Raw genomic sequence first — 22,852 nt, 5'->3', positions numbered from 1 at the left:
AAATGAAAAGCTGAGATAAGAAAAAAGGGGTCGTAGCTCAGCTGGGAGAGCACCTGCCTTGCACGCAGGGGGTCGGGAGTTCGATCCTCCCCGGCTCCACCAATCATTTCTGGGGATGTGTCAGATGAAAGTGATTTTTGTGAGATTACTTTTATCTGGTTAATCCGGAAGTTCATTAACAATTTGGTAAAGTAAAAAGTAAAAAGGGTAAACACAAGCGAATTAGTATTGTCTTAAGTTGTTGTATAGCCTGAGGAGACTCAGGTTATATGGTCAAGAAGAGAAGCGCAAACGGTGGATGCCTTGGCAGTAAGAGGCGAAGAAGGACGTGGAATCCTGCGAAAAGCTCTGGGGAGTTGGAAACGTGCGTTGATCCAGAGATGTCCGAATGGGGGAACCCGGCCCACGAGAGTGGGTCATCTGCAACTGAATACATAGGTTGTAGAGGCGAACTCGGGGAACTGAAACATCTAAGTACCCGAAGGAAAAGAAATCAATTGAGATTCTCCTAGTAGCGGCGAGCGAACGGGGAAGAGCCTGGTATGATTTATCATTAATAGAAGTGGAACAGTCTGGGAAGGCTGGCCGCAGAGGGTGAAAGCCCCGTACACGTGGTATTAATGAAGAACTAAGCATACGAACAAGTAGGCCGGGACACGTGTAATCCTGGTTGAATATGGGTGGACCATCATCCAAGGCTAAATACTCCTTACTGACCGATAGTGAACCAGTACCGTGAGGGAAAGGCGAAAAGAACCCCGGAGAGGGGAGTGAAATAGAACCTGAAACCGTTTGCGTACAAGCAGTGGGAGCATGGCTTAGGCTGTGTGACTGCGTACCTTTTGTATAATGGGTCAGCGAGTTACTTTCAGTGGCGAGGTTAACTGAATAAGGAAGCCGTAGAGAAATCGAGTCTTAATAGGGCGCGAGTCGCTGTGAGTAGACCCGAAACCGGGCGATCTAGTCATGTCCAGGATGAAGGTTGGGTAACACCAACTGGAGGTCCGAACCGGGTAATGTTGAAAAATTATCGGATGAGGTGTGACTAGGAGTGAAAGGCTAATCAAGCCCGGAGATAGCTGGTTCTCCCCGAAAGCTATTTAGGTAGCGCCTCGTGAATGATTACTGGGGGTAGAGCACTGTTTCGGCTAGGGGGCTGTCATGGCTTACCAAACCGATGCAAACTCCGAATACTGGCTAATTGAATCACGGGAGACACACGGCGGGTGCTAACGTCCGTCGTGAAGAGGGAAACAACCCAGACCGCCAGCTAAGGTCCCAAAGTTATAGTTAAGTGGGAAACGATGTGGGAAGGCCCAGACAGCCAGGAGGTTGGCTTAGAAGCAGCCATCCTTTAAAGAAAGCGTAATAGCTCACTGGTCGAGTCGGCCTGCGCGGAAGATGTAACGGGGCTAAAACTATACACCGAAGCTGCGGATGTGTACTAAGTACACGTGGTAGGGGAGCGTTCTGTAGGCTGAAGAAGGTGCATCGAGAGGTGTGCTGGAGGTATCAGAAGTGCGAATGCTGACATGAGTAACGATAAAGAGGGTGAAAAACCCTCTCGCCGGAAGTCCCAGGTTTCCTGCACGACGTTAATCGGAGCAGGGTGAGTCGGCCCCTAAGGCGAGGCTGAAGAGCGTAGTCGATGGGAACCAGGTTAATATTCCTGGACTTTTTATAGGTGGTGATGTGGGGACGAAGAAGGCTAGGTGAGCCGGGCGTTGGTTGCCCCGGTACTGGCATGTAGGCGGAGAGACCTGGCAAATCCGGTTTCTCGAAACGCTGAGGTGCTGAGTGGTTCTGACCATACGTGGTGCAGAGAAGTCATTGATGCCCCGCTTCCAGGAAAAGCTGCTAGCCATAACCTATAGAGAACCGTACCGCAAACCGACACAGGTGGACAAGTAGAGAATACTAAGGCGCTTGAGAGAACTCGGGTGAAGGAACTAGGCAAAATGGTACCGTAACTTCGGGAGAAGGTACACCTTTGCTGGTTAGTTACCACGCGTAACGAAGCTGGTGAGGGTCGCAGAGACCAGGTGGCTGCGACTGTTTATTAAAAACACAGCACTCTGCAAATTCGAAAGAAGACGTATAGGGTGTGACGCCTGCCCGGTGCCGGAAGGTTAATTGATGGGGTCATCTTCGGAGAAGCTCTTGATCGAAGCCCCGGTAAACGGCGGCCGTAACTATAACGGTCCTAAGGTAGCGAAATTCCTTGTCGGGTAAGTTCCGACCTGCACGAATGGCGTAACGATGGCCACGCTGTCTCCACCCGAGACTCAGTGAAATTGAAATCGCTGTGAAGATGCAGTGTACCCGCGGCTAGACGGAAAGACCCCGTGAACCTTTACTACAGCTTTGCACTGGACTTTGATGATAACTGTGTAGGATAGGTGGGAGGCTAAGAAGTGCGGACGCCAGTTCGCATGGAGCCGACCTTGAAATACCACCCTGTTATTATTGAGGTTCTAACTTGGACCAGTAATCCTGGTTGAGGACAGTGTATGGTGGGTAGTTTGACTGGGGCGGTCTCCTCCCAAAGAGTAACGGAGGAGCACAAAGGTACCCTCGGTACGGTCGGACATCGTACCAAGAGTGTAAAGGCAAAAGGGTGCTTGACTGCGAGAGTGACGGCTCGAGCAGGTACGAAAGTAGGTCTTAGTGATCCGGTGGTTCTGAATGGAAGGGCCATCGCTCAACGGATAAAAGGTACTCCGGGGATAACAGGCTGATACCGCCCAAGAGTTCATATCGACGGCGGTGTTTGGCACCTCGATGTCGGCTCATCACATCCTGGGGCTGAAGCAGGTCCCAAGGGTATGGCTGTTCGCCATTTAAAGTGGTACGCGAGCTGGGTTTAGAACGTCGTGAGACAGTTCGGTCCCTATCTGCCGTGGGCGTAGGAAAATTGAGAGGAGCTGCTCCTAGTACGAGAGGACCGGAGTGGACGAACCTCTGGTGTACCGGTTGTGACGCCAGTTGCATTGCCGGGTAGCTAAGTTCGGACGGGATAACCGCTGAAAGCATCTAAGCGGGAAGCCTCCCTCAAGATGAGTTTTCCCATGAAGCCCGTTGAAGACTACGACGTTGATAGGCGAGGTGTGGAAGCGTAGTAATGCGTGAAGCTAACTCGTACTAATTGGCTGATTGTCTTGACCATATAACCTGAATCGCTTCAGGTATGGCAACTGAATGACATGCTTGTGTAACCAATGCAATTTACTTTACCAGCCTGTGAGACAGGCAAAGCTTAATCCCTTTGCTTCTCCGCAGGATAACAGTTTTCCTGGCGACTATAGCGGTCTGGAACCACCTGACTCCATCTCGAACTCAGAAGTGAAACAGACCAGCGCCGATGATAGTGTGAGGCGTCCTCATGCGAAAGTAGGTCATCGTCAGGGCTTTATTCCAAGCGGCCTTCTGGCCGCTTTTTTTTTACAAAAATCTTCTCAACCTTCAACAATCTCCTTTATGTAAAAGGACAAAATCACGCTTAATCATCAATTATTACTTCTTAAAAAATGGTAATCCTTTTATTAAAGGTATTCTCCATGAGCTATTAATTAATTCTCAACGATACGCATCGGCTCATCCCGATATAAAGTCAGAAGAGTAATACTTGCTTGTGTCAGGTGTGCTGCGTCAGAATGAAGATAGTTTAAAAAATCAAATGAGAATAATTCTTAATATCCTAATTTATGATATTCTAGTCACTCAACCCAAAAGCAATTAAAAAATAGAAAAGTCGTGTTAGATTCTTCTCGTAAGTTTAAAATAAATGCAGTAAACTTAATTACCATTACAGGATGTAGAGTAGTATGCTAGTCAGTCGAGTTCATGAATTTATCAAAGCTATTATAAGCATTGAACATAAATTAGGAAAAGTGGACAAAAAGTTACTACATGACTTGCAAGAAAAATATCCTCTATTCAATGATAAAATCTCCCTAAATACTAGCCTACATGCTCCAAGCGAAACGCTGAGTGCAGATGAGCTGCAATGGCTACAAGAGCATTTTGCTCAACGTTGGCAAGAATTAGCAGATTCACCAATAGACTATACATTTGATCCCAGGGAAGTTAATACGCCTTGGGTAACTTTGGCTAAAGAACTGGGAGATGAACTTAAAAAGCCCTATCTTATGATATTAATGCCAACCTTGCTCAATGATTCTGATCCGGATATGTTGTCTTGCCATCTTGAACAAAACCAAGATCCTCGTTCCATATACTTGTCCGATGATGGTAAAACATGGCATAGAGTGCAGGGACTTTTTGAAAGATTACAACAACCCTTAGCCGTATTCTCAACCTATGACCAAAAAAAAATTCAACCAAGGGCATTAACATTAAGGGAAATGTTTAGAATTCGCTCTAAAAAAGGCGATGAATTGGCAAAAGAGATTGACCATGAAACGTATGCAAATTTTTGGGATTATGTAATACGACGAGTTACCCCAACATGGCAAAAAAAGGGAAAACTTCCAGAGCATTTATTATCTCATTTGCTTGAAATGGTTGAGTTATATTTTAATGCCAAAGCAACAAATGGAAATTTAGATGAATTTAAAAAGAAATTAAAAATACTGGCTAGTGACTTAGAGCGTTGTTCTTTGGAAGACATTAATCATTTCTACGGTATTGAAATTTACGGTAAACAACACAATCATTATCTGGTTGACATTTTACTTGATTGTTTAGAAGATTCTGCTGATTTGGCAGATAAACTTGCTGATGTTGCAAGATGGTTATGTCGATTTGATCCTACTCTTATTAGTAAGTGTAAAAATCTGGTTCCCGTATATGAAACATTAAAAGTAGGAGAGTATTTTGATGCATCTCACCTTCGTCAATTGATTACTAAACTTGATGTAGGCGTTATAGAAATAAAACCTAAAATTCAAGAGCTTTTGGAAAAGATCCCGGAAAAAGGGGAGATAACAGCTGAAATCATTGACGAGATTAAACGAATCTATGCTCTTCGTTGGCAATATGTTAAAGATAAAGCCGATGATTATTTACGGAAGCCAAATGAAACTAATCGCTCGTGGATTCGCCTTGCTCAATATTTAGCAGGTGCAGGCTATGTTGAAGCGAATTACTATAAACTATTAATTCCAACACTAATACACAATAATGATCCGATTACTCTGGAAAGTGTGACCAATTATCCTTTAACTCATTTTATTTTATCTGAAGATGAAAGGGAGCTTATTTATTTACCTAATTGTATAAGCCAACATCAATCTAATGGAACCTTTTATTATTTCTCTATTGCAAACCGATTTCGTATGTTGAGTACAAAGGAATTAGAACGGTTACCTTTTGCTGCACCACAGTTTTATGAATATTATGCGCAGGTAGTAACTACTGAAGAAGAAAATCTTCCATTAACTAAAGAAACAATTGTTGCTATAAAAGATTTAGTTAATGGAACATTAAATCCTATGGCACTGCGCTTAACCCATAAGATTACAGGTGAGCAGGAAAAGATTGCTGAACAGGCCTACATTAAATTCCTCGATTTTGTGAGCCAGTTACCCAGTGACGAAGCAGCACGGCTTTATGCCCATACTGTGGTTTGGCGTGGACAGAAAAAACGTTTTTCTGAACTTATGGATGATGTGCAGTTAAACGAAACACCTGTAGAGACTAAAACCAATAAAACTGAGGAACGTACAGCTACTAAACCTATATTTGAAGTATTAAAAGTTGGTGAGCATTATGAGTCAGCACATCTTCAAAAAGTAATTTCTGAACTTGATCCCGGGATTACAGAAATAAGCCTTAAAATTCAAGAATTTTTGAAGAAAATACCAGAAAATGGGGAAGTAACGGCAGAAATCATCAACGAAATAAAAAATCTATATGCATTATGTGGGTATAAGGCGGAGCCACCACGACAACGCGAATGTATAGCTGTGATAGGACAATTTCTTGCCAAACTGGTTTTAGATTATGATCCAAAAACAAGATTTCGTCCTGGTATTGAGGAAACATCTTTAGCTGCTCTTGATGAAATGCGTCTTTGTTCTGCTAAGCAAGTTTTTCGTGATTGGGAATATGTTACTGAAGAAGAAGCAACGAGACGTGCATTAACTGTGATAGTTTCTCTGATGACGCACAATTTTAGTTATGTCTGGGGAACGGGAGTACCGTTACATCTTTGGGATCAGACAAATACTACTACCGCAACAGGAAAAGAGCTTTTTAATTCTTTAGAGTTTGCACTTGAGCAAGAGGATCTTAGCAAAATTCGTTTTATTTATACTTATGTTATGAATAACATTGTTGAGAAAGCTCTAGCACAAAAGGACATTATAAAAAAATGTACACGTTATGAAGATACGTTAAGTTGGTTAAAAACTATAAAAGATGAATCTATGTTTAAACTTGAAAATAGAACTTGTTTTGACCCTAAATTTCTATTTATTGAGTTGGCAGCTTCAGCAAAAAAATATAGTAGTAAATCTAAAACCTTGATAGATGGTTTTATGGAACAATTAATTCGTACCTTAATGCAACCAGAAACTGAGCATGTAAAATGGATTCGCATCAATATTGAATTTAATAAATTATTAAATAATAAGAATTTCATAGCGAAAGATAGAAAGATTCTTCTTAATCACTTAAGAAGTTCCCCACAGCTCGTTGATGAAGGCAATTTTATAACTAGCTTTGCAAACTTCCTTATACATCGTTTGACGGTAATAAATGTACGTGCAAATAATAAAAAACAAGGTTTATTCGGTGTTGATCCAGGGCAATATAAGCTAAATTACAGTCAAATTAAAGAATGTTTTGATAAACGAGTGCAGCCTTCTCTAACCACTGAGTCTATAAATAAATTGACGATGGTTGATGTAATTGCACAATTAAAAGAGGCAGGCAAAAATTTAGCAGGGGGGCAAGTTACGACCACAAAATATTTGGATTCAATGTCAAGGCGTATACATCCCAGCAAGTCGGATTATGAATTACAACATTCTGAGCCGCAGACTTATTCATTAATGTAATTTACATAGTTCGCAGCATAAAAATGTTGTAGCTGAAGTAAGCCATATTAGGCGAAAGTGAATTTGATAGTCTGTTATTTTACAAATTGTGTGGTAATTTTAACAAAATTTTCATAGCGTTTTGAGGTAATATGCCCAGCTTGCATTGCTGTAATAATTGCACATCCAGGTGTATCACGGTGATTACAATTACGAAACTTGCACTGCATTGTAAAAGGCCTAAATTCGCGGTAGCCCTCAACAATTTCATGCAAAGGCATATGCCATAATCCTAATTCGCGAACGCCAGGAGAGTCAATCAATGCTCCACCGCTTTGCAAGTGATAGAGACGGGAATTACTCGTTGTATGACAACCTAACTCTGAGATTGACGATATTTCAGCGGTTTGAATACCCTGCTCATGAGGTAGGATTCCAGCAATTAAAGAAGATTTGCCTACACCAGATTGGCCAACAAAGACACTGACATGATGATTGAGTGTTTGTCTTAATTTCTCATAACTTTGCTCATCTTCTTTACTGGTAAATAAAAGAGGATAACCCAAGGGTTGATAAAATTTTACTAGTTCCTCACGAAAAGTTTTGCAAGGTAAATCGATTTTGTTAAATACGATGCAAATTTGTAGTTTTAGAGACTCTGCCATCACAAGATAACTATCTAGTAAGGGCCAGGAAAGCTCTGGTTTGGCGGCAATAACAACCATGATTTGTGAGATGTTAGCAGCGACTGGCTTAAATTCGCCCCGCTTATCAGGACGTCCAAGCATGGATTCTCTTGGAAAGCGACTAACAACAACCCCCTGACTAATGCCTGTTGGCTGCCAGATAACGCGATCACCTGCGACTAAAGAATCGATATTAGGACGAATTGAACAATGAATACGATTGCCTGCATCATCTTCAATTTCTGCATGTCGACTAAAACGAGTAAGTACTAATCCCTGCATAGAAAATGCATCTATTCCCGAATTTTGACGATAATCTGCTTGTATCTTTTGAATTCGGGCGGATTGTTGTTTATTAACGCGTCTTTTACTCATGGTTTAAAAATAGTCTATAATTGCCAAGCTTTCTTTGCATAATTTTACCATAGAAGCGAGTTACCTGATGATATTGCGATAAATAAGTTAATAGATAATACAATTCGAGGAAAAGAGTTCCTTGAACATATAAGGCAACCAATATTCATGAAAGTTTATTTAGTCGGTGGTGCAGTTCGTGATCAGTTATTAGGCTACCCAGTAAAAGAGCGGGATTGGGTGGTTGTCGGTGCAACTCCCTCGCAGCTGCAGCAGTTAGGTTACCAACAAGTTGGACGCGATTTCCCAGTTTTTTTGCACCCTGAAACCAAAGAAGAATATGCCTTAGCTCGAACCGAACGTAAATCTGCCCCAGGTTACTATGGTTTCCAGTGTGACTTTAATCCTCATGTTAGTTTGGAAGATGATCTATTGCGTCGTGATTTGACCATTAATGCCATGGCTTTAGACCCGGAAGGGCATTTAATTGATCCATACCAAGGACAAGCTGATTTAAAAGCAAAAATATTAAGGCATGTCTCCCCTGCTTTTATTGAAGATCCAGTGCGCGTTCTTCGTGTTGCCCGTTTTGCCGCTAGGTATCATCATCTAGGATTTAAATTAGCGGATGAAACACGAGCGTTAATGTATCTTATGGTAAAACGAGGAGAGCTGGCCCATTTAGTTTCTGAGCGTGTTTGGCAGGAATGGCATCGAAGTTTTGCAGAAAAGAATCCAGAAGTATTTATTACAACCTTAAGAGCCTGTGGTGCTCTTAAAGTAATTTTACCTGAATTGGATATTCTTTTTGGTGTCCCTGCTTCCAGAAAATATCATCCTGAGGTAGATAGTGGGATTCATACTCTCATGGCTCTAACAAGAGTGGTTAAATTATCTAAAGAACCAATGGTACAGTTTGCAACATTGGTGCATGATTTAGGTAAAGGTGCAACCCCTATGGGCGAATGGCCTAGACAAGTCCAACATGAAATAAGGGGTGTCAATATTATTAGGAAATTATGTGAACGTTTGCGAATTCCTGTAGACTACCGTAAATTCGCAGAAATGGTTTCACGGTTTCACATTAACATTCATCGTTTTTTTGAGCTTAGAGCATCAACAAAAATTGATGTGCTTGAGCGAGCTGATGCTTTTCGTCGCCCTCATTTATTCGAAAAACTATTGCTGGTGTGTGAAGCGGATGCAAGAGGTCGTGGTTTTGTAGAAAAGGAATATCCACAAGCAGAAGGATGGCGCCATCTACTTAGCGAATGTGCAAAAATATCTCCCCAGACATTAATAGCCCAAGGTTATCAGGGAGAAGCGATTAAAAAAGCATTGCATGAGCAACGCGTAAATTGTGCTAAACAAATTCGGAATAAACATGAAGAAAAATAATGATAATTTAATTTGGATAGATCTGGAAATGACAGGTCTTGAACCTGAAAAAGATCATATTATTGAAATTGCAACCATTGTGACTGATGCGCAGTTAAACATTTTGGCTGAAGGGCCCGTTTTTGCCATTCATCAGAATGAAACCTTATTGATGGGTATGGATGAGTGGAATACCAAACAGCATAATCAGTCAGGACTTGTTAAACGTGTCAGAGAGTCGACGATAAACGAAGCAGAAGCTGAGCGTCAAACTATCGATTTTTTAAAAAACTATCTCGATAGAGGTAAATCGCCGATGTGTGGCAATAGTATTTGCCAGGACAGACGTTTTCTTTATAAATATATGCCGGAATTAGCGGCCTATTTTCATTATCGTAATCTCGATGTGAGTACATTAAAAGAGTTAGTTAAACGTTGGCGTCCAAAGTTATTAAATGGGGTAATCAAAGAATCCAAACATTTAGCACTGGATGACATCAAAGACTCTATTGCTGAACTTGCCTATTATCGTCAACATTTTATTAATATAGCGGATACCTAATTATGATTGAACGCGAGCAATTAGTCCTGCCTAATGGGGCGGATAAATTATTACTGCACTCTTGTTGTGCACCTTGTTCTGGTGAAGTAATGGAAGCATTACTTGCATCAAAGATCGATTTCTCAATTTTCTTTTATAACCCTAATATTCATCCTGTACAGGAATATGAAATTAGAAAGCAGGAAAATATTGAATTTGCTAAAAAACATAACATTCCTTTTATCGATGCTGATTATGACAAGGATAATTGGTTTGCCCGCGTAAAAGGCCTTGAGTGGGAACCAGAGCGTGGCAAACGTTGTACAGCATGTTTTGATATGCGCTTCGAACGTACGGCACTTTATGCTTATGAACATGGTTTTCCCGTAATTAGTAGTTCTTTGGGTATTTCTCGTTGGAAGGATATGAATCAGATCAATGACTCCGGCATTCGTGCTGCTAGTCGTTATCCTAATATAGAATATTGGACTTATAATTGGCGTAAAAATGGTGGTTCTGAAAGAATGTATGAGATTGCCAAGCGCGAGAATTTTTACAAGCAAGAATATTGTGGTTGTGTCTATTCACTGCGTGATACTAACTTGTGGCGCAAAAAGAATGAGCGTGAACGTATTAAAATAGGTATAAACTATTATGGTAATGAGCAAGATAATTTAAACCATACTTCTGAAAATCAGGAGAAGGAATGATTTTTCATCAACATGAAAATGATGAGCATCATCATAGTCACGATCATGAGCATTCTCATGGGCATCATCATGAAGTTACCCAATTTAATGCAGCATTTTTAATTGCCATTATTGCCAATGGATTATTCGTAATATGTCAAATTATTTTTGCCTATATTGCTAACTCTACCAGTCTGCTTGCTGATGCTATGCATAATCTCGGTGATGTGCTTAGTCTCATTTTGGCCTGGATTGCCAATGGCTTACTAAAGCGGATTCCTACTAATCATACTACCTATGGGATGAAAAAAACGTCGATTCTAGCAGCGCTGGCTAATGGAATTTTATTGGTATTTACCTGTGGAATTATTGCCACCGAAGCAATGTATAAATTGTTCGCGCCTTCGGATGTTCATGCTATTTCTGTGATCATCGTTGCGAGTATAGGTATTGTCGTGAATGGTGCTACTGCGGCTTTATTTCTGCGAGGTGCGGATGATTTGAATATTCGCGGTGCTTTTCTTCATTTGTTGTATGATGCTTTAATTTCGGTGGGCGTTGTAGTGTCAGCAACGCTCTTGTATTTCACTGGCTGGCTTTGGATAGACCCCATTGTTGGTCTTTTAATTGCCTTTTTAATTATTAAAGGAACCTGGTCACTTTTTGTAGATAGCTTTAATTTGATTATTGATGCTGTACCACGAGGGATTTCCTGGGTGGATGTTCGCGATTCCTTGCAAGCGGAACCGGGCGTTAAGGAAGTACATGATTTACATATTTGGGCGCTAAGTACAAAAGAAAATGCGTTATCCGTTCATCTTTTCATGCCTGATATGCCACTCAGCGATGAAGCAAGGCAAGCTTTAGTAAAGATGTTGCAAGAGAAGCACAAGATTCATCATGCCACTATTCAAGTGGAGCGTAATCTAAGATTCTGTGAAGATGCCTGCAAGCCTATTCTTAATTAGAATAGGCTTATTAGAAGTAATTTTTATTGGATTAATGAGGCGGTTTCAGATGGTTTTTGATCTAATTCTTGCTCGGTAAAATACAGATTATCGAGAACCCTGTGATAAAAATTGCGAGTCGATTCTTTTTGACCTGGACGAGGGTTTTCTAATGCGTCATTCGCATGAGCTTGAATATCTTTATAGAGTTTATAGAGGTCTTTATCGGTTGGCGATTCTAAATTATTATAGGCAGTAATTAACTTTGCCATTTCAGTTACCCGATGAGGAAGCCGAAGTGCTTTTCCTTCAAAGGTATAATTCAAGCCACCCACACGGAAAAAACCGATCTTTGCAACATCCCATTCTGATGTCTTGATGAGTTTTGTAATGTTAGCAATAGCTTGCTCATGCATGTTTTTCTTATCTTTGTAGTAATCATCAACAGGTGTTGTATCAAAAACGGTTGTTAGGTGGCTGTTAAAGTAAGTGTCTGATAATTGCTCTGAATGAGGTTGTTTTATTATATCGTTTAACTCTTTTGTTGCTTGTTGAACCTGCTTTAATAAAACAGGATCAGGGTTTTTAGCATCATAGTTAGCAGCTAGTTTTTCTATATATTGTTCTCGAATTAAACTTATAAAAATATTAAAAACAATATTACTACCTAGTGTTTGTTGATAAGCTGGATTTTCTTCTTGAAATCCTTTCTGCACTGCAACGTTACGAACAAGAGTAAAGATTCTTTGCGCATCTTTCGATAATTGATATTGCTCGGAGCTAGGTAATATGCCTGGATTATCTTCATAAAGCTGCGCAAATCGCTTACTTTCTAGCAGTTTAAGATCTTCTTTCTTAAAAAATTCAAATAGCAACTCTTTTAAAAAATCATCACTAGTTCGTATAAATGTAGAACTGTGTGAGAAACTAAGATCAGTTAATTTAATAATTAACTTAGGAAAATCAGGGCTTTCTGCGTCAAGTATCTCTTTTATAATTCGCGCTTTTTCTTGCTTTAGATTTGGCTTGACTAGTTGAGCATAAAATCTTACATCAACAGTGGGGTCTAATAAGAAGGCAATCTTATCTTCGGCTGTTTCGAATTCTGCAAGAGTGTGCATGATTTTTCTCATTTGTTCAATTTTATTCGATTATAGAAGAAAATTATTAAGCGAAGATTAATCAAGGAAGTAGCAGAAACTATAAGTCTGTAAATTTAATATATTTTGTAACGATATTAATAATTCGCTGTTTTCACTAAAATTTCTTAAACGCACAGACAGAAGAGGGTATGATGTGTTTAGCCATGGCTCAAGCTATGGAACCTCATGAATTCATGATCTTTTAACGAAAACAAAAGAACATCGAGGGTAAGGAAGAGATTAAACGTCTTGATAGTAAGAAATTAATAACAGGAATGTTACTGAAACATACAAAACCATGATAGCAGGCTTGCGGCGTAGTCAGCAAGAAGTTAAAAACGATAAATCAAGTCCTATTTTGTAAGCGTATGCTAAATGCTGTCCTTCTTTAAAATCAAACAACCTTTAAGGAAAATTTTTGCTTGCTTACAACTATCTACAGCTGCTAATTTTTCCAAGTCCCAGGTCTCTTCTTGAAGATAAGAGAATCTCAAGGTTATGAGTTAGGAAGAAGGAGATGTTTTCTGGATCGCTAGTACTAAACCTTGGCGATAAGCCTCGCAAGCTCCGGTCTGGTCACTCAGCTTTTCGAGTAACTTACCTAGTTCTGCATAGGCTTCTGCACTGGCTGTTAAAGCAAGGCTTTTTTCAAAATAATGACGCGCCTTGCCCCATAAATTATTGGTTAAACTTAAGCGTCCTAAACAAAGATACAACGCTGCAGAATCAGGATTTTTCTTAAGCAAGGATTCGGCAAAAATTAATGGCTTATCCCCCATATTTAAATGACCATACAAGGTTATCAATTTTTCGTTATAGGCTTTGCGTAAACACTGATGAAGGATTGGTTCTACTTTAATATCTTCATGTCGCTCCAGTAAAAAATGGCAATAAATTGCCATAAGCTCTGGATCATTACTTAAATTTTTTGGCAAATTGGCCAGCATCTTATTTAAAGCTTCCAGTTCTGAAGATTTTGCAAGATCACTGATTGCTTCACGGTAAGCTTCATGGCGTAATTTTTCAAACGCAGCATTAGAAAGGACCTGATGTTTTTTAAGTTCGGGTAGCAAGGTAATCAATTGCGGCCAATCCTTCACTTCTTTATAAAGATGCATGAGAAGTTTTAAAACATAAGGATGATGAGGAGCTAAATCCTGCAGATGTCTTAAGGTTGCTAAAGCTTGTTCCCACTGTTTATTCGCCAATTGCAATTGCGCTTGCGTTAGCTCAACCGCTATCTTGGCATCAGGCATGGATTGTTGTGCTTCTCGTAAATAGTCGTCACGCAATTTGTTATCACCCATTTCTTGGGCGGCACGAGCAGCGGTTAAGTAATTCAATAAGGGTGAGTCAGTATCGGGAAGTGCTTTTATCAAATGATTTTTAGCTTGAGCAAAATAGCCTTCACTAAATTCGATTAAGCCTTTCTGGGTTTTAGCTTGCGCCTTTTGTATACGGCGCTTCGTTTGCCACTTACGTAAAGTATCAGGCGTTCTGGCAAGTTTGCTGACTAACAATAAAAATGCATGAAGTAAGACAAAGGCTAGAATTAATCCAATAATTGCCACCCATAAAGTTGTTTCTATGGTCCATTGGTTAATCGCAATAAGCAAATAACCTGGGTCACGGTTTAATTGAATTCCCAACCAAACCGAGGCCAGTAAGACTATAAAAATCATGATTACGCGTATCATTGTGAATGATCTCCTTGCGTAGAGCCAGCTGTACTCGGTTGTAAATTTTTACTGTCAATCAATTGATTGAGTAAAGGAAGCGCCTTCTCAATCATTGGTTTTTCGATGTTTATTTTTTGTTTTAGCAAGTTTTGTAATTGTTTGATTAACGCTTGTGTACTTGCAGCGTTTATTTCAAAAGCTCGTTTTATGGTCTTGATAGCCTGCGTCAAGGCCATTTGATAAACCGTGGAATTGTTTTGTAATATAGCCCATTGAGCTTCTTGCAAGTTCATGCGAATAGCTTCCTGCATCATGGCTTGTTGGATGGGCGAGAGTAATGGTTCAACGTTTTCATCATGACGACGAACAACAATTAATTTTCCAAGAGAATTAATGCTTTCGCGCAATTGCTCTCGCCAAGGTGAGGCAGATTTTTCACTGGAGGTTTTATTTTTAGCGCCAGGCACAGGATGTTTTAAAGGTAAACTTACAAGATTAGTTTGAGCTGCATCGAGTTGGCTCAGTAAACCTGCAACATCTACCTTGGGTAAGGCCTGTAATTGTGTAATTTCCTGAGCAATGGCTTGTCTGATGGCAAAGACTGCTTGTTCAGACAAAGTTCCTAACAGTAGATCAGCTTGCTGTAAAAGAGCAATGGTAGTTTGTTTATCGTTACTCCAATGAGCGTTGATTTGAGCCAGCTCCAAGTAATAACGTGCTTTTAATAAAATCCAATCTTGTTTTTGATACAAACGCTGCTGCATTGCAGTTTGTAATTCTTTATCAAGACTTTTAAGGTGTTCTTGCAGTTGTGCATGATCTTCCTTTAAGGTTTGCACACTGGTTTCCAGAGATTGTGCTTGTAGCTGTTGTTTTTTTAAGATGTCAAATTCTGTATTTAAAGTTTCTGTGGCCTGTCCTGTTCTATTCGCTAATTGTTGATTGGCCTTAAGCGCATAGGCACCACAAATAAGAGCAATCACTGCTATGACAAGCGCTAACACGGATAAAATTAAAAATACCAAGGATGGAGTTGCGGCGGCTAGTTTGGTTTTAGCCGGTTTTGATGATGTAAGTGTATCCTCGGGAATGGGTTTAGAAGGCGACTTTTTAGTCTGAACGTCATTGTTATTCGCCATGGGTTAATCCTTGGTTAAATTGATGCAATGTTTGTAAAATGGTTTCTGGGCTACTCACCATAATTCGTTTCATCCCTAATAAGGCTGCTACCTTTGCCAAGCGCTCACTAATGACTAAACAAGGCGTGTTACAGAGCCAATCGTGAGCTGCTTTGCCAAACATGGCAAATACATTTTGTATCGCTTGCTGACTTGTAAACAGTATAATATCCACTGCCTTTTCGTGCCACAATGAATGAAGATATTGCAAATTAAACTTAGGCATTATTCGCTTATAAACTTCGACAATGTTTAAGTGAGCTCCGCGAGCTATTAACGTTTCTGCAATTGTAGTTCTTCCGCCTTCACCTTTAAACAAGAGAATGGTTTTGCCGCGTACTTGCTTCAGGTGACCGAGTGTTAACAGTGATTCGCTTGTTGCTTCCTCGGGAATAAAATCAACATTTATTCCATTTTTCTTTAGTGCAGCTGCAGTGCCTTGACCAACTGCGATAACACATAGGGATGTGGGCCAGTGCGTTTTCTTTGCTTTCAATACGTGACTTACGTACTGTACTGCATTCGCACTGACGAAAATAGCTTGTTCTGCCTTGGTTAGATCAGGTAAAACAAATTCGATAGGTTCTATCGCAAGAGCAGGGCATTCAATAGCAATCCCGTCTGCGGCGTTAATAGCAAAACTTAATGCTTTTCCTTGTTCTAATGGTCGCGTATTTAAAACGCGTAAGCCTTGCAAAGATTGATTCATGATGTTTGACGAAGCAATTGACTAGCCCCTTTATGAAGAAGAGCTTGAGCACAATTATCGGCCAAAGTCATTGCCACTGATTCGGGCCCTTGCTGGCTGTCTTCAATCATGATGGTGCCATCCATTTGTAAAACTCTTGCCCGTAATAATAATTGTCCATCAGAATGTGATTTACAATATACTGCAAGAGGAACATGGCAGTTTCCGCCCAAGAGAGCGTTTACATGTCGCTCTACTTTTACGCAGAGAGAAGAAAGAGAGTCATTTAAAGGCATAAGCAATTTTTGCAAAGCGCTATCATCCTCACGACATTCAATTCCTAATGCGCCCTGGCCGCAGGCCGGCAGCATGATTGCCTCATTTAAAATTTCACTGACTTTATTTGCCATGCCCAAACGTTCAAGGCCGGCAAGAGCAAGTACAATTGCATCGTATTCACCCGCATTTAATTTTTCCAAGCGGGTATTGACGTTGCCACGTAATGGCTTAATCACTAAGTCAGACCGACTAGCTAATAGCTGAGATTGGCGTCGCAAACTCGTAGTACCAATAACCGCTCCTATAGGCAAGTCGTGAAGCTTGGTATGATCTTTCGTAATTAACGCATCAAAAGGAATATGGCGTTTGCCGATAACAGGTAGGCAAAGACCTTCAGGAAAAACGGCGGGAACATCTTTCATCGAATGAACAGCAATATCAGCACGCTTGTCCAAGAGTGCTTCTTCAAGCTCTTTAACAAAAAGCCCCTTACCCCCAACGGCTAACAATTTGTCCTTTTGAAATTTGTCGCCTGACGTCAGCATGGGAACAAGCTCTATGCGCATGGCAGGATAAAATTCATTGAGTTGCTTTGCTATAAAATTAGCTTGCCATAAAGCAAGAGGGCTTTGTCTGGTCGCAATGCGTAAAAGCTCCATGGTTAATTCTATGTTGGGAATGAATGCGCCGATCATATCACTAATTCACAGGTGACGTTATAAGAAAAAGACTCAGCGCATAGGGTACCCTCTAAACTGATAATGCACAGGGAGTGCGAGCTAGCATCAGTTTTACTTATTAATTTTCTTTCTTTGAGTATTGCTCATTTTTATAAATCTGAGTTTTTGGGTAGTTTTACCCATATCTGCATTATTACCAAAGTGATAAATTAATGCCCAATTGATTCATTAAAGGCTCAAGTAGTAAAATGGCAATATATTGGGACAGAATGATTGGTAACCCGTATTTATTGGAAAAACACCCCGAGACTATAGCGAAGTTGGCTCGTGGTGATTACAAGTCGGCGGATCTCGATCTAAAGAAGTTATCCGGGTACCGTATTTATAGCGTACGCATTAACCGACGTGACCGACTTCTTTTTACAACAATTACTGTTCAGGGAAAATCGTATTTATTGCTTCTTGAGGTTGTACCTAACCATGATTATCAAAAATCTCGTTTTCTTAAATCGGGTATTTTAAGAAATTTTCTTGAAGTCAATGCAAAGCATTTGTCTGAAGAAATTTTGAATTTTGAAGAGAGCTTTGTTGATTGCTCTGAAAGCGAAATTCATCTGGATAATCCAGATGATACGGCGCTTCAATATACGCAAATAGAGTTTTTTAATAAAACATTTATTGCGTTTAATGAACAGCAACAAGACGCTAAATATGCTTCTTTACCTCTTTTGGTCAGTGGCCCCCCTGGCTCAGGAAAAACCTGTGTTGCTTTTTCAATACTAACCCAGGCTCTGCTTCAACAAGATGAAGCTGATGAGCGTCCCTTGCTTTATATAACTGAATCAGCATCGTTAGTAAAACTAATGCAGGATATGTTCGATGAATTTGTGGCTTATCACGCTCTTCCCAGGAATAAAGTGCAGTGTAGAACCTATCGACAGGTACTTGAGGAGTTAGATAAGGATGTTAAAGGAAAACAAATTGTAGAAGTAGAGCATTTTATCACCTGGTTTGCTAAATACCTTTATGAACGTAGGCAAATCTGTAAAGCCAAACAAGGAAAAAAAGGGAAAAAAACTCTATCAGAAACATTCCAGTTTTTAGATGACTTGGCAACTAAAAAGGAGCAGGTCTATCAGGAGTTTCGTATTTTAGGAGCTTACACTTCTGCAGAGTATATGAAATTAGGTGAAAAACAATCTCTATTTCATGATCCTGCGCAAAAACAATGGTTGTTTGAAGCCTATACAGCTTATTTGAAAGAGTTAGGCAGCAAGTATTTAAATCCTGCTTTTTATTCCTGTGAATGGAAATCAAATTACTCTCTTTTTGTGGCGGATGAAGCTCAGGATTGGTCTTTTAGACAATTAAAGCAGATTAGTGAACTTGCTGCAGATGGTGCATTTCTTATGGATAATCATCAGAGTATAAGGGACAAAATATCCAAGAGACCTTTCCTTTTAAATTTATACGAAAAGCGAGGCAAAAAACTAACCCATGTTGAGTTACCGGCAACCTACCGCTGCCCAGCTAAGATTATTCCTTTAGTTAATGAAGTCATTAATATAAAAAACGCCTTAACGGGAGGAATTGCAGATAAGAATGAGTCTGTCGAAATCACCGTTTCGCAAAATATCCAAGAAGAAGGCGAGATACGATGGCAAGAGGCATTTTCCGATACGGAACTTGCAGAATTAAAAAAAATTGCTGCAACACCAGCCGTAGCGGTAATCACGCATGAAAATTTCAAAAAAGAAGCCTGTGATTTATTTGAAACTCCCCTGGCTCTTACGGCTGAACAAGCCAAAGGTCTTGAATACCCAATTACCATTGTTTATAGACCGCTGGATCTGGATCTTTTTGTTGAGGCCAATGCCGCGTTAATTTCCAATATTGAATCCTTAGGAAAAATCACTCATCGTGCAAGAGAAGGCATGGGTAATGTCAAATTCGGCCCATTATGTAATGGTTTATTTGTCATGCTCACCCGAACAAAAGGTATTTTAATTATTGTACAAAAAGATTGTCATGATTTGGAAACGCTAATTACGCTTTTAAAGCGGACGTTGCCGACAAATACCCATAAACAGCCTTTAACCTATGAGATGACAGCAACAACTGATTGGTCTGATGAAGCAAAAAAACAATATCAAAATGGTAATATTGATTTAGCTAGGCAAATTTTTATTGAGAAACTGGGAAGAGCAGAAGCTGAATTTGCTAGTTTTTTCTCTCCTAAAGTTCAAGATTTTCTACCTCAAGATTTGATAAAAGCACAAGAAAAGCAAAAGACCCAAGCTAAAAAAGAACAATCAACGAAAAATCCGAAATCCAATATCGAGAAAAAGATAGAATCCGGTTTAACCAAACAACAAGAATGCGTGCAAAAATTACTAAACAATTGCACGGAGAAAAATTTAAGAACCATTTTTAGCCAAAAAAGTGCCACGAAATATCTTTTTGAGGTGGTTCTGCCAGGAAAAAAATGCCTTTTCTTAGAGCTTGCATCATTAGAAGAAAAGTCAGGTATGTTGCTTGGCCTGTTACAAAAAGAGCCTTCTTTTTGCGAATTGATTACAGCAAGACATTTAGAAAGTGCCTATCCTGGAACGGATGGAAAACCTTTATTGTTGAGTTTAATTCCTTATAATAAAGTTCCGGTTTTGCTAAATGTATTAGTTAGACAAAACAGCAAAATATTGAAAGAGTTATCTCCAAAAACTTTATATCAATTAATTCCTTCATCTCAAAATCATCCGGATAGTAAAAATTTTAGTATTATTTATTTATTATCCCGCTGCCCGCTAGGAGTCTCAATATTTATCAGATTATTCAATGCTAATCCGGAGTGGATCGATAAATCTTTTGCTGAAGCGTTATGTCATATAATAAGGACGCCAAATGAGCCAATAATAACAACCTTGGCTCATTTGGTTTCGGATGAGCAGGGCATATTATGGATGACTGAAATTTTGAAGACTCATCCCTGGATAGCTTCCTACGTCACGCCTGAAGTATTATATGGCCAATATTCAACTAAGCGCTTAGGGATTGTTAATAATTCATTTTTTTCCGTCTTATGTTTAATGGGGGCGTTAAGGCTAAGATTTCTAACGTTATTATTAGAAAATAACGAAAACCTTAGAGGAGAAGCACTCAGTATTGCTGCTAATCGCATCATATCCTTTGATACGATTAAGGCAACTTCAGGCTTACATATATTATTGAATTATGATGAGGGCATGCAGCTCTTTAATAAATTATTATCCCTTCCTTCTTCGCCTGGTTCTACTCTTTCTATTGAAGCTTTAACGCAACCGTTTGTTATAGGCCCGAATAGTGCTTTTTTTGATCAAGTCAATACTACCGCCTTATATTGCCTCACTCAAAATAAGGTTGGAGAACAGGCTCTAATCAAATTATTCAACCAGAATTCTTTATTGCAGAAAGAAATTGTTAGTTTATTGTGTAAACCACTGCAAATGCAGGGTGATTACGATGAAGAATTATCAATTTTATATCATCTTTGCTCTAATCAATGTTGGGAATTTCTTTCAATCATATTTCAACGAAGTGATCTGGGAACAGAGGAATTTGCCAGTGCATTAAGTTGCATCATTAAAGGGAAACATAGTTCATATCAAGGAGCTTCGGCCTTTTATTGGTTAACCGTATCTTTGCGTGGGCACTTGTTGCTTGAACAATTATTTGTTAGCAACCCTCAATTAATAAGGCTGTTAAACACTGAAATTTTAATATCACTAGTGTTATCAATTGATATGATGGAGACCCCACTACATCATTTAGATAAGACCTCGATAGGACAACATCTTATTAACTCTATACTGGAGGCATGTCCTACACCTTGGTTAAAGCGTTACATTTTAGACTTAAAGCCAAGTCATGTTTCTAATGAGAATAACCAATCATCGTCGCAAGTTAATGGTTTGATTGAGTCTACTGCTCAACCTTTTACTTTAGATAATCAGAAAGACGCAAATTCTATTGGTTGGCAATTTTTTGTGCCCGCCGACAAAGAACAGTCAGCCTCTCAAGAACAGAGTAAATCAGCAAAATATGGTTAGAAGGGTCACCCTTCCAACTATTATATTTTTTAAAATTCACCTAGAGTGGATTGCTTGTTTTTTCAGCTATACAATGGAACTAATCTAAGGATGGAAATAATTGCAAACAATGGCGATGAATAATTTAAAACGGATTGTCAATTATCTTGATAATTCCATGCAGCGCAGCCTATCGAATGCGGCGCATCAATTGGTTGCCGTGGGCGCGATTGCCTTTTTTGGCTTTCCTTTATTTTATTGGGTTTGGACTGAATGGTTTCCTCAACCTTATGAAACCTTGGGGTTGCGTTTAATAGGAAGTTTTCTCGGTTTGGGGCTTATGTTAACCCCTTATTGGCCTGCAGCATGCAAACCCTATCTACCTTGGTATTGGTTTTTAACGATTTTATATACCCTTTCCTTCTTTTTTGCGTTTTCTTTTTTAATGAATCAAGCCAGCGTTATTTCAGCAATGTCTTTACTGTGTAGTGTTTTTTTACTTGTATTGCTGGTGGATTTGTTCAGTTTAACCGTACTGCTTATGTTAGGCTGGGGCTGTGCTTTAATTTGCTATTATTGGATTTCTCCACAACTTTATTTTGGTGAAGAACATCTTGAAATGACGATGGTCTTATGTTTTGTAATCGTTGCAGGTTCCACGGTAAATTATAAAACGGCAATGCTGCAACAACAACGATTAGCTGGAATGGCTGCAGCAGCGGGTATGATAGCTCATGAATTGCGTACACCGTTGTTGGGCATTAAGAGTGGCGCGAAAGCCATGGCACATTATTCTCCGCAATTGTTTCAGGCTTACTATTTGGCCAAAGAACACGGCTTATTAGACTCCACAATCCGTGAAACCAGATTGCAACAACTAGAAGAAGTCAGTGGGCGGATCATTAGTGAAATTGATTATGCTAATACCATCATCGACATGTTGTTAGTTAAAGCGGGGCGCGAGAATTCTTTGCAAAATTGCGCGCTGGAAGTATGCTCCATGGCAGATTGTTTGCAAGAGGCATTATCTCGATACCCTTTTAAATCACACCAGGAACGCTCGTTAGTCTGTTGGCAAGGGGATTTTGCTTTTACAGGTTCAAAATTACTCATGCAACATGTCTTGTTTAATTTATTAAAAAATGCTTTATACGTTATTGCTACAGCACAAAAGGGTGAAATTAGCATATGGACCGTGTCTGGTGAAAAATTTAATACGCTTTATTTTAAGGATTCGGCTATAGGCATTTCGCCGCAACAATTGTCAAAATTATTTAATCATTTTTATACAACCACGTTTATGGGGACAGGAATAGGTTTATCTTTTTGTAAATTAGTAATGAATCGCTTTGGTGGCGATATTCGTTGTGAATCGCAAGAGGGAAGTTATACACAATTTTCTTTATTTTTTCCTGTGATTTAATAAAAAAATGACGATGGCTTTTAATTTTAGATTTAGGAAAACTAAGTGACTGATTTTTATTTGGGAAAATTAAACACTCATGTTATTTTATATTCAATAAATCTTGTCCAGGTTTGATAATCGT

At 39.5% G+C, this 22,852-nt stretch carries 13 protein-coding genes, 1 tRNA gene and 2 rRNA genes; 10 read left to right on the top strand and 6 right to left on the bottom strand.

The features are described 5' to 3' along the window. Positions 1-26: 26 nt before the first annotated feature. The 4 genes from PXX05_RS11405 to PXX05_RS11390 all read left to right on the top strand — a co-directional run bounded on the left by PXX05_RS11405 (position 27) and on the right by PXX05_RS11390 (position 7,022). Positions 27-102, top strand: a tRNA-Ala gene (locus tag PXX05_RS11405). Positions 103-271: 169 nt separating this feature from the next. Further along, a 23S ribosomal RNA gene (locus tag PXX05_RS11400) occupies positions 272-3,166 on the top strand. 125 nt (positions 3,167-3,291) lie between these two features. Then, a 5S ribosomal RNA gene (gene rrf / locus PXX05_RS11395) occupies positions 3,292-3,407 on the top strand. 417 nt (positions 3,408-3,824) lie between these two features. Then, entirely contained in the window at positions 3,825-7,022 is a 3,198-nt protein-coding gene (locus PXX05_RS11390) for a hypothetical protein (protein WP_275088336.1), read from the top strand. Positions 7,023-7,096: 74 nt separating this feature from the next. Here PXX05_RS11390 and rsgA read toward each other — a convergent pair whose 3' ends face one another. After that, positions 7,097-8,062, bottom strand: coding sequence for a small ribosomal subunit biogenesis GTPase RsgA (gene rsgA / locus PXX05_RS11385; protein WP_275088335.1), 966 nt, complete (start codon positions 8,060-8,062; stop codon positions 7,097-7,099). A 147-nt stretch (positions 8,063-8,209) separates the two neighbouring features. Here rsgA and PXX05_RS11380 point away from each other — a divergent pair, with 147 nt between their 5' ends. From PXX05_RS11380 to PXX05_RS11365, 4 genes are read left to right on the top strand one after another with little or no spacing between them, the layout of a single operon-like run. Next, positions 8,210-9,439: a multifunctional CCA addition/repair protein gene (locus tag PXX05_RS11380; RefSeq protein WP_275088334.1), complete on the top strand. Its 1,230-nt coding sequence runs from the start codon at positions 8,210-8,212 to the stop codon at positions 9,437-9,439. Next, positions 9,426-9,980, top strand: a complete 555-nt coding sequence (gene orn, locus PXX05_RS11375) for an oligoribonuclease (RefSeq protein ID WP_275088333.1) — start codon at positions 9,426-9,428, stop codon at positions 9,978-9,980. The genes PXX05_RS11380 and orn overlap by 14 nt, the downstream gene beginning before the upstream one ends. A gap of 2 nt (positions 9,981-9,982) precedes the next feature. Further along, positions 9,983-10,669, top strand: coding sequence for an epoxyqueuosine reductase QueH (locus PXX05_RS11370; RefSeq protein WP_275088332.1), 687 nt, complete (start codon positions 9,983-9,985; stop codon positions 10,667-10,669). Further along, positions 10,666-11,616: a cation diffusion facilitator family transporter gene (locus PXX05_RS11365; protein WP_275088331.1), complete on the top strand. Its 951-nt coding sequence runs from the start codon at positions 10,666-10,668 to the stop codon at positions 11,614-11,616. Before PXX05_RS11370 ends, PXX05_RS11365 begins: the two co-directional genes overlap by 4 nt. Positions 11,617-11,639: 23 nt before the next feature. On the opposite strand, the gene PXX05_RS11360 is transcribed toward PXX05_RS11365, so the two are convergent. The 5 genes from PXX05_RS11360 to hemC all read right to left on the bottom strand — a co-directional run bounded on the left by PXX05_RS11360 (position 11,640) and on the right by hemC (position 17,220). Then, positions 11,640-12,716: a hypothetical protein gene (locus PXX05_RS11360; RefSeq protein WP_275088330.1), complete on the bottom strand. Its 1,077-nt coding sequence runs from the start codon at positions 12,714-12,716 to the stop codon at positions 11,640-11,642. A gap of 524 nt (positions 12,717-13,240) precedes the next feature. Continuing rightward, a complete protein-coding gene (locus PXX05_RS11355) occupies positions 13,241-14,434 on the bottom strand; it encodes a heme biosynthesis protein HemY (protein WP_275088329.1) in 1,194 nt (397 codons plus the stop codon). Further along, complete coding sequence (locus PXX05_RS11350; protein WP_275088328.1) at positions 14,431-15,555, bottom strand: uroporphyrinogen-III C-methyltransferase; 1,125 nt, start codon at positions 15,553-15,555, stop codon at positions 14,431-14,433. Before PXX05_RS11350 ends, PXX05_RS11355 begins: the two co-directional genes overlap by 4 nt. After that, the gene (locus tag PXX05_RS11345; RefSeq protein WP_275088327.1) at positions 15,545-16,303 is read right to left on the bottom strand and encodes a uroporphyrinogen-III synthase; all 759 of its coding nucleotides are present in this window, start codon (positions 16,301-16,303) and stop codon (positions 15,545-15,547) included. Before PXX05_RS11345 ends, PXX05_RS11350 begins: the two co-directional genes overlap by 11 nt. Next, the gene (hemC, locus tag PXX05_RS11340) at positions 16,300-17,220 is read right to left on the bottom strand and encodes a hydroxymethylbilane synthase (protein ID WP_275088326.1); all 921 of its coding nucleotides are present in this window, start codon (positions 17,218-17,220) and stop codon (positions 16,300-16,302) included. The genes PXX05_RS11345 and hemC overlap by 4 nt, the downstream gene beginning before the upstream one ends. A 269-nt stretch (positions 17,221-17,489) precedes the next feature. Between hemC and PXX05_RS11335 the strand changes: the two genes are divergently transcribed. Together PXX05_RS11335 and PXX05_RS11330 are read left to right on the top strand one after the other, a co-directional pair. Further along, positions 17,490-21,326, top strand: a complete 3,837-nt coding sequence (locus PXX05_RS11335; protein WP_275088325.1) for a hypothetical protein — start codon at positions 17,490-17,492, stop codon at positions 21,324-21,326. A gap of 115 nt (positions 21,327-21,441) precedes the next feature. Then, positions 21,442-22,728, top strand: coding sequence for a sensor histidine kinase (locus PXX05_RS11330; protein WP_275088324.1), 1,287 nt, complete (start codon positions 21,442-21,444; stop codon positions 22,726-22,728). The last annotated feature ends 124 nt before the right edge of the window (positions 22,729-22,852 follow it).

The sequence above is a fragment of the Legionella cardiaca genome, assembly GCF_029026145.1.
GTDB classification, from domain to species: domain Bacteria; phylum Pseudomonadota; class Gammaproteobacteria; order Legionellales; family Legionellaceae; genus Tatlockia; species Tatlockia cardiaca.
The sequence above is the reverse complement of the archived record's forward strand: the minus strand, read 5'-3'. Positions and strand labels throughout refer to the sequence as shown.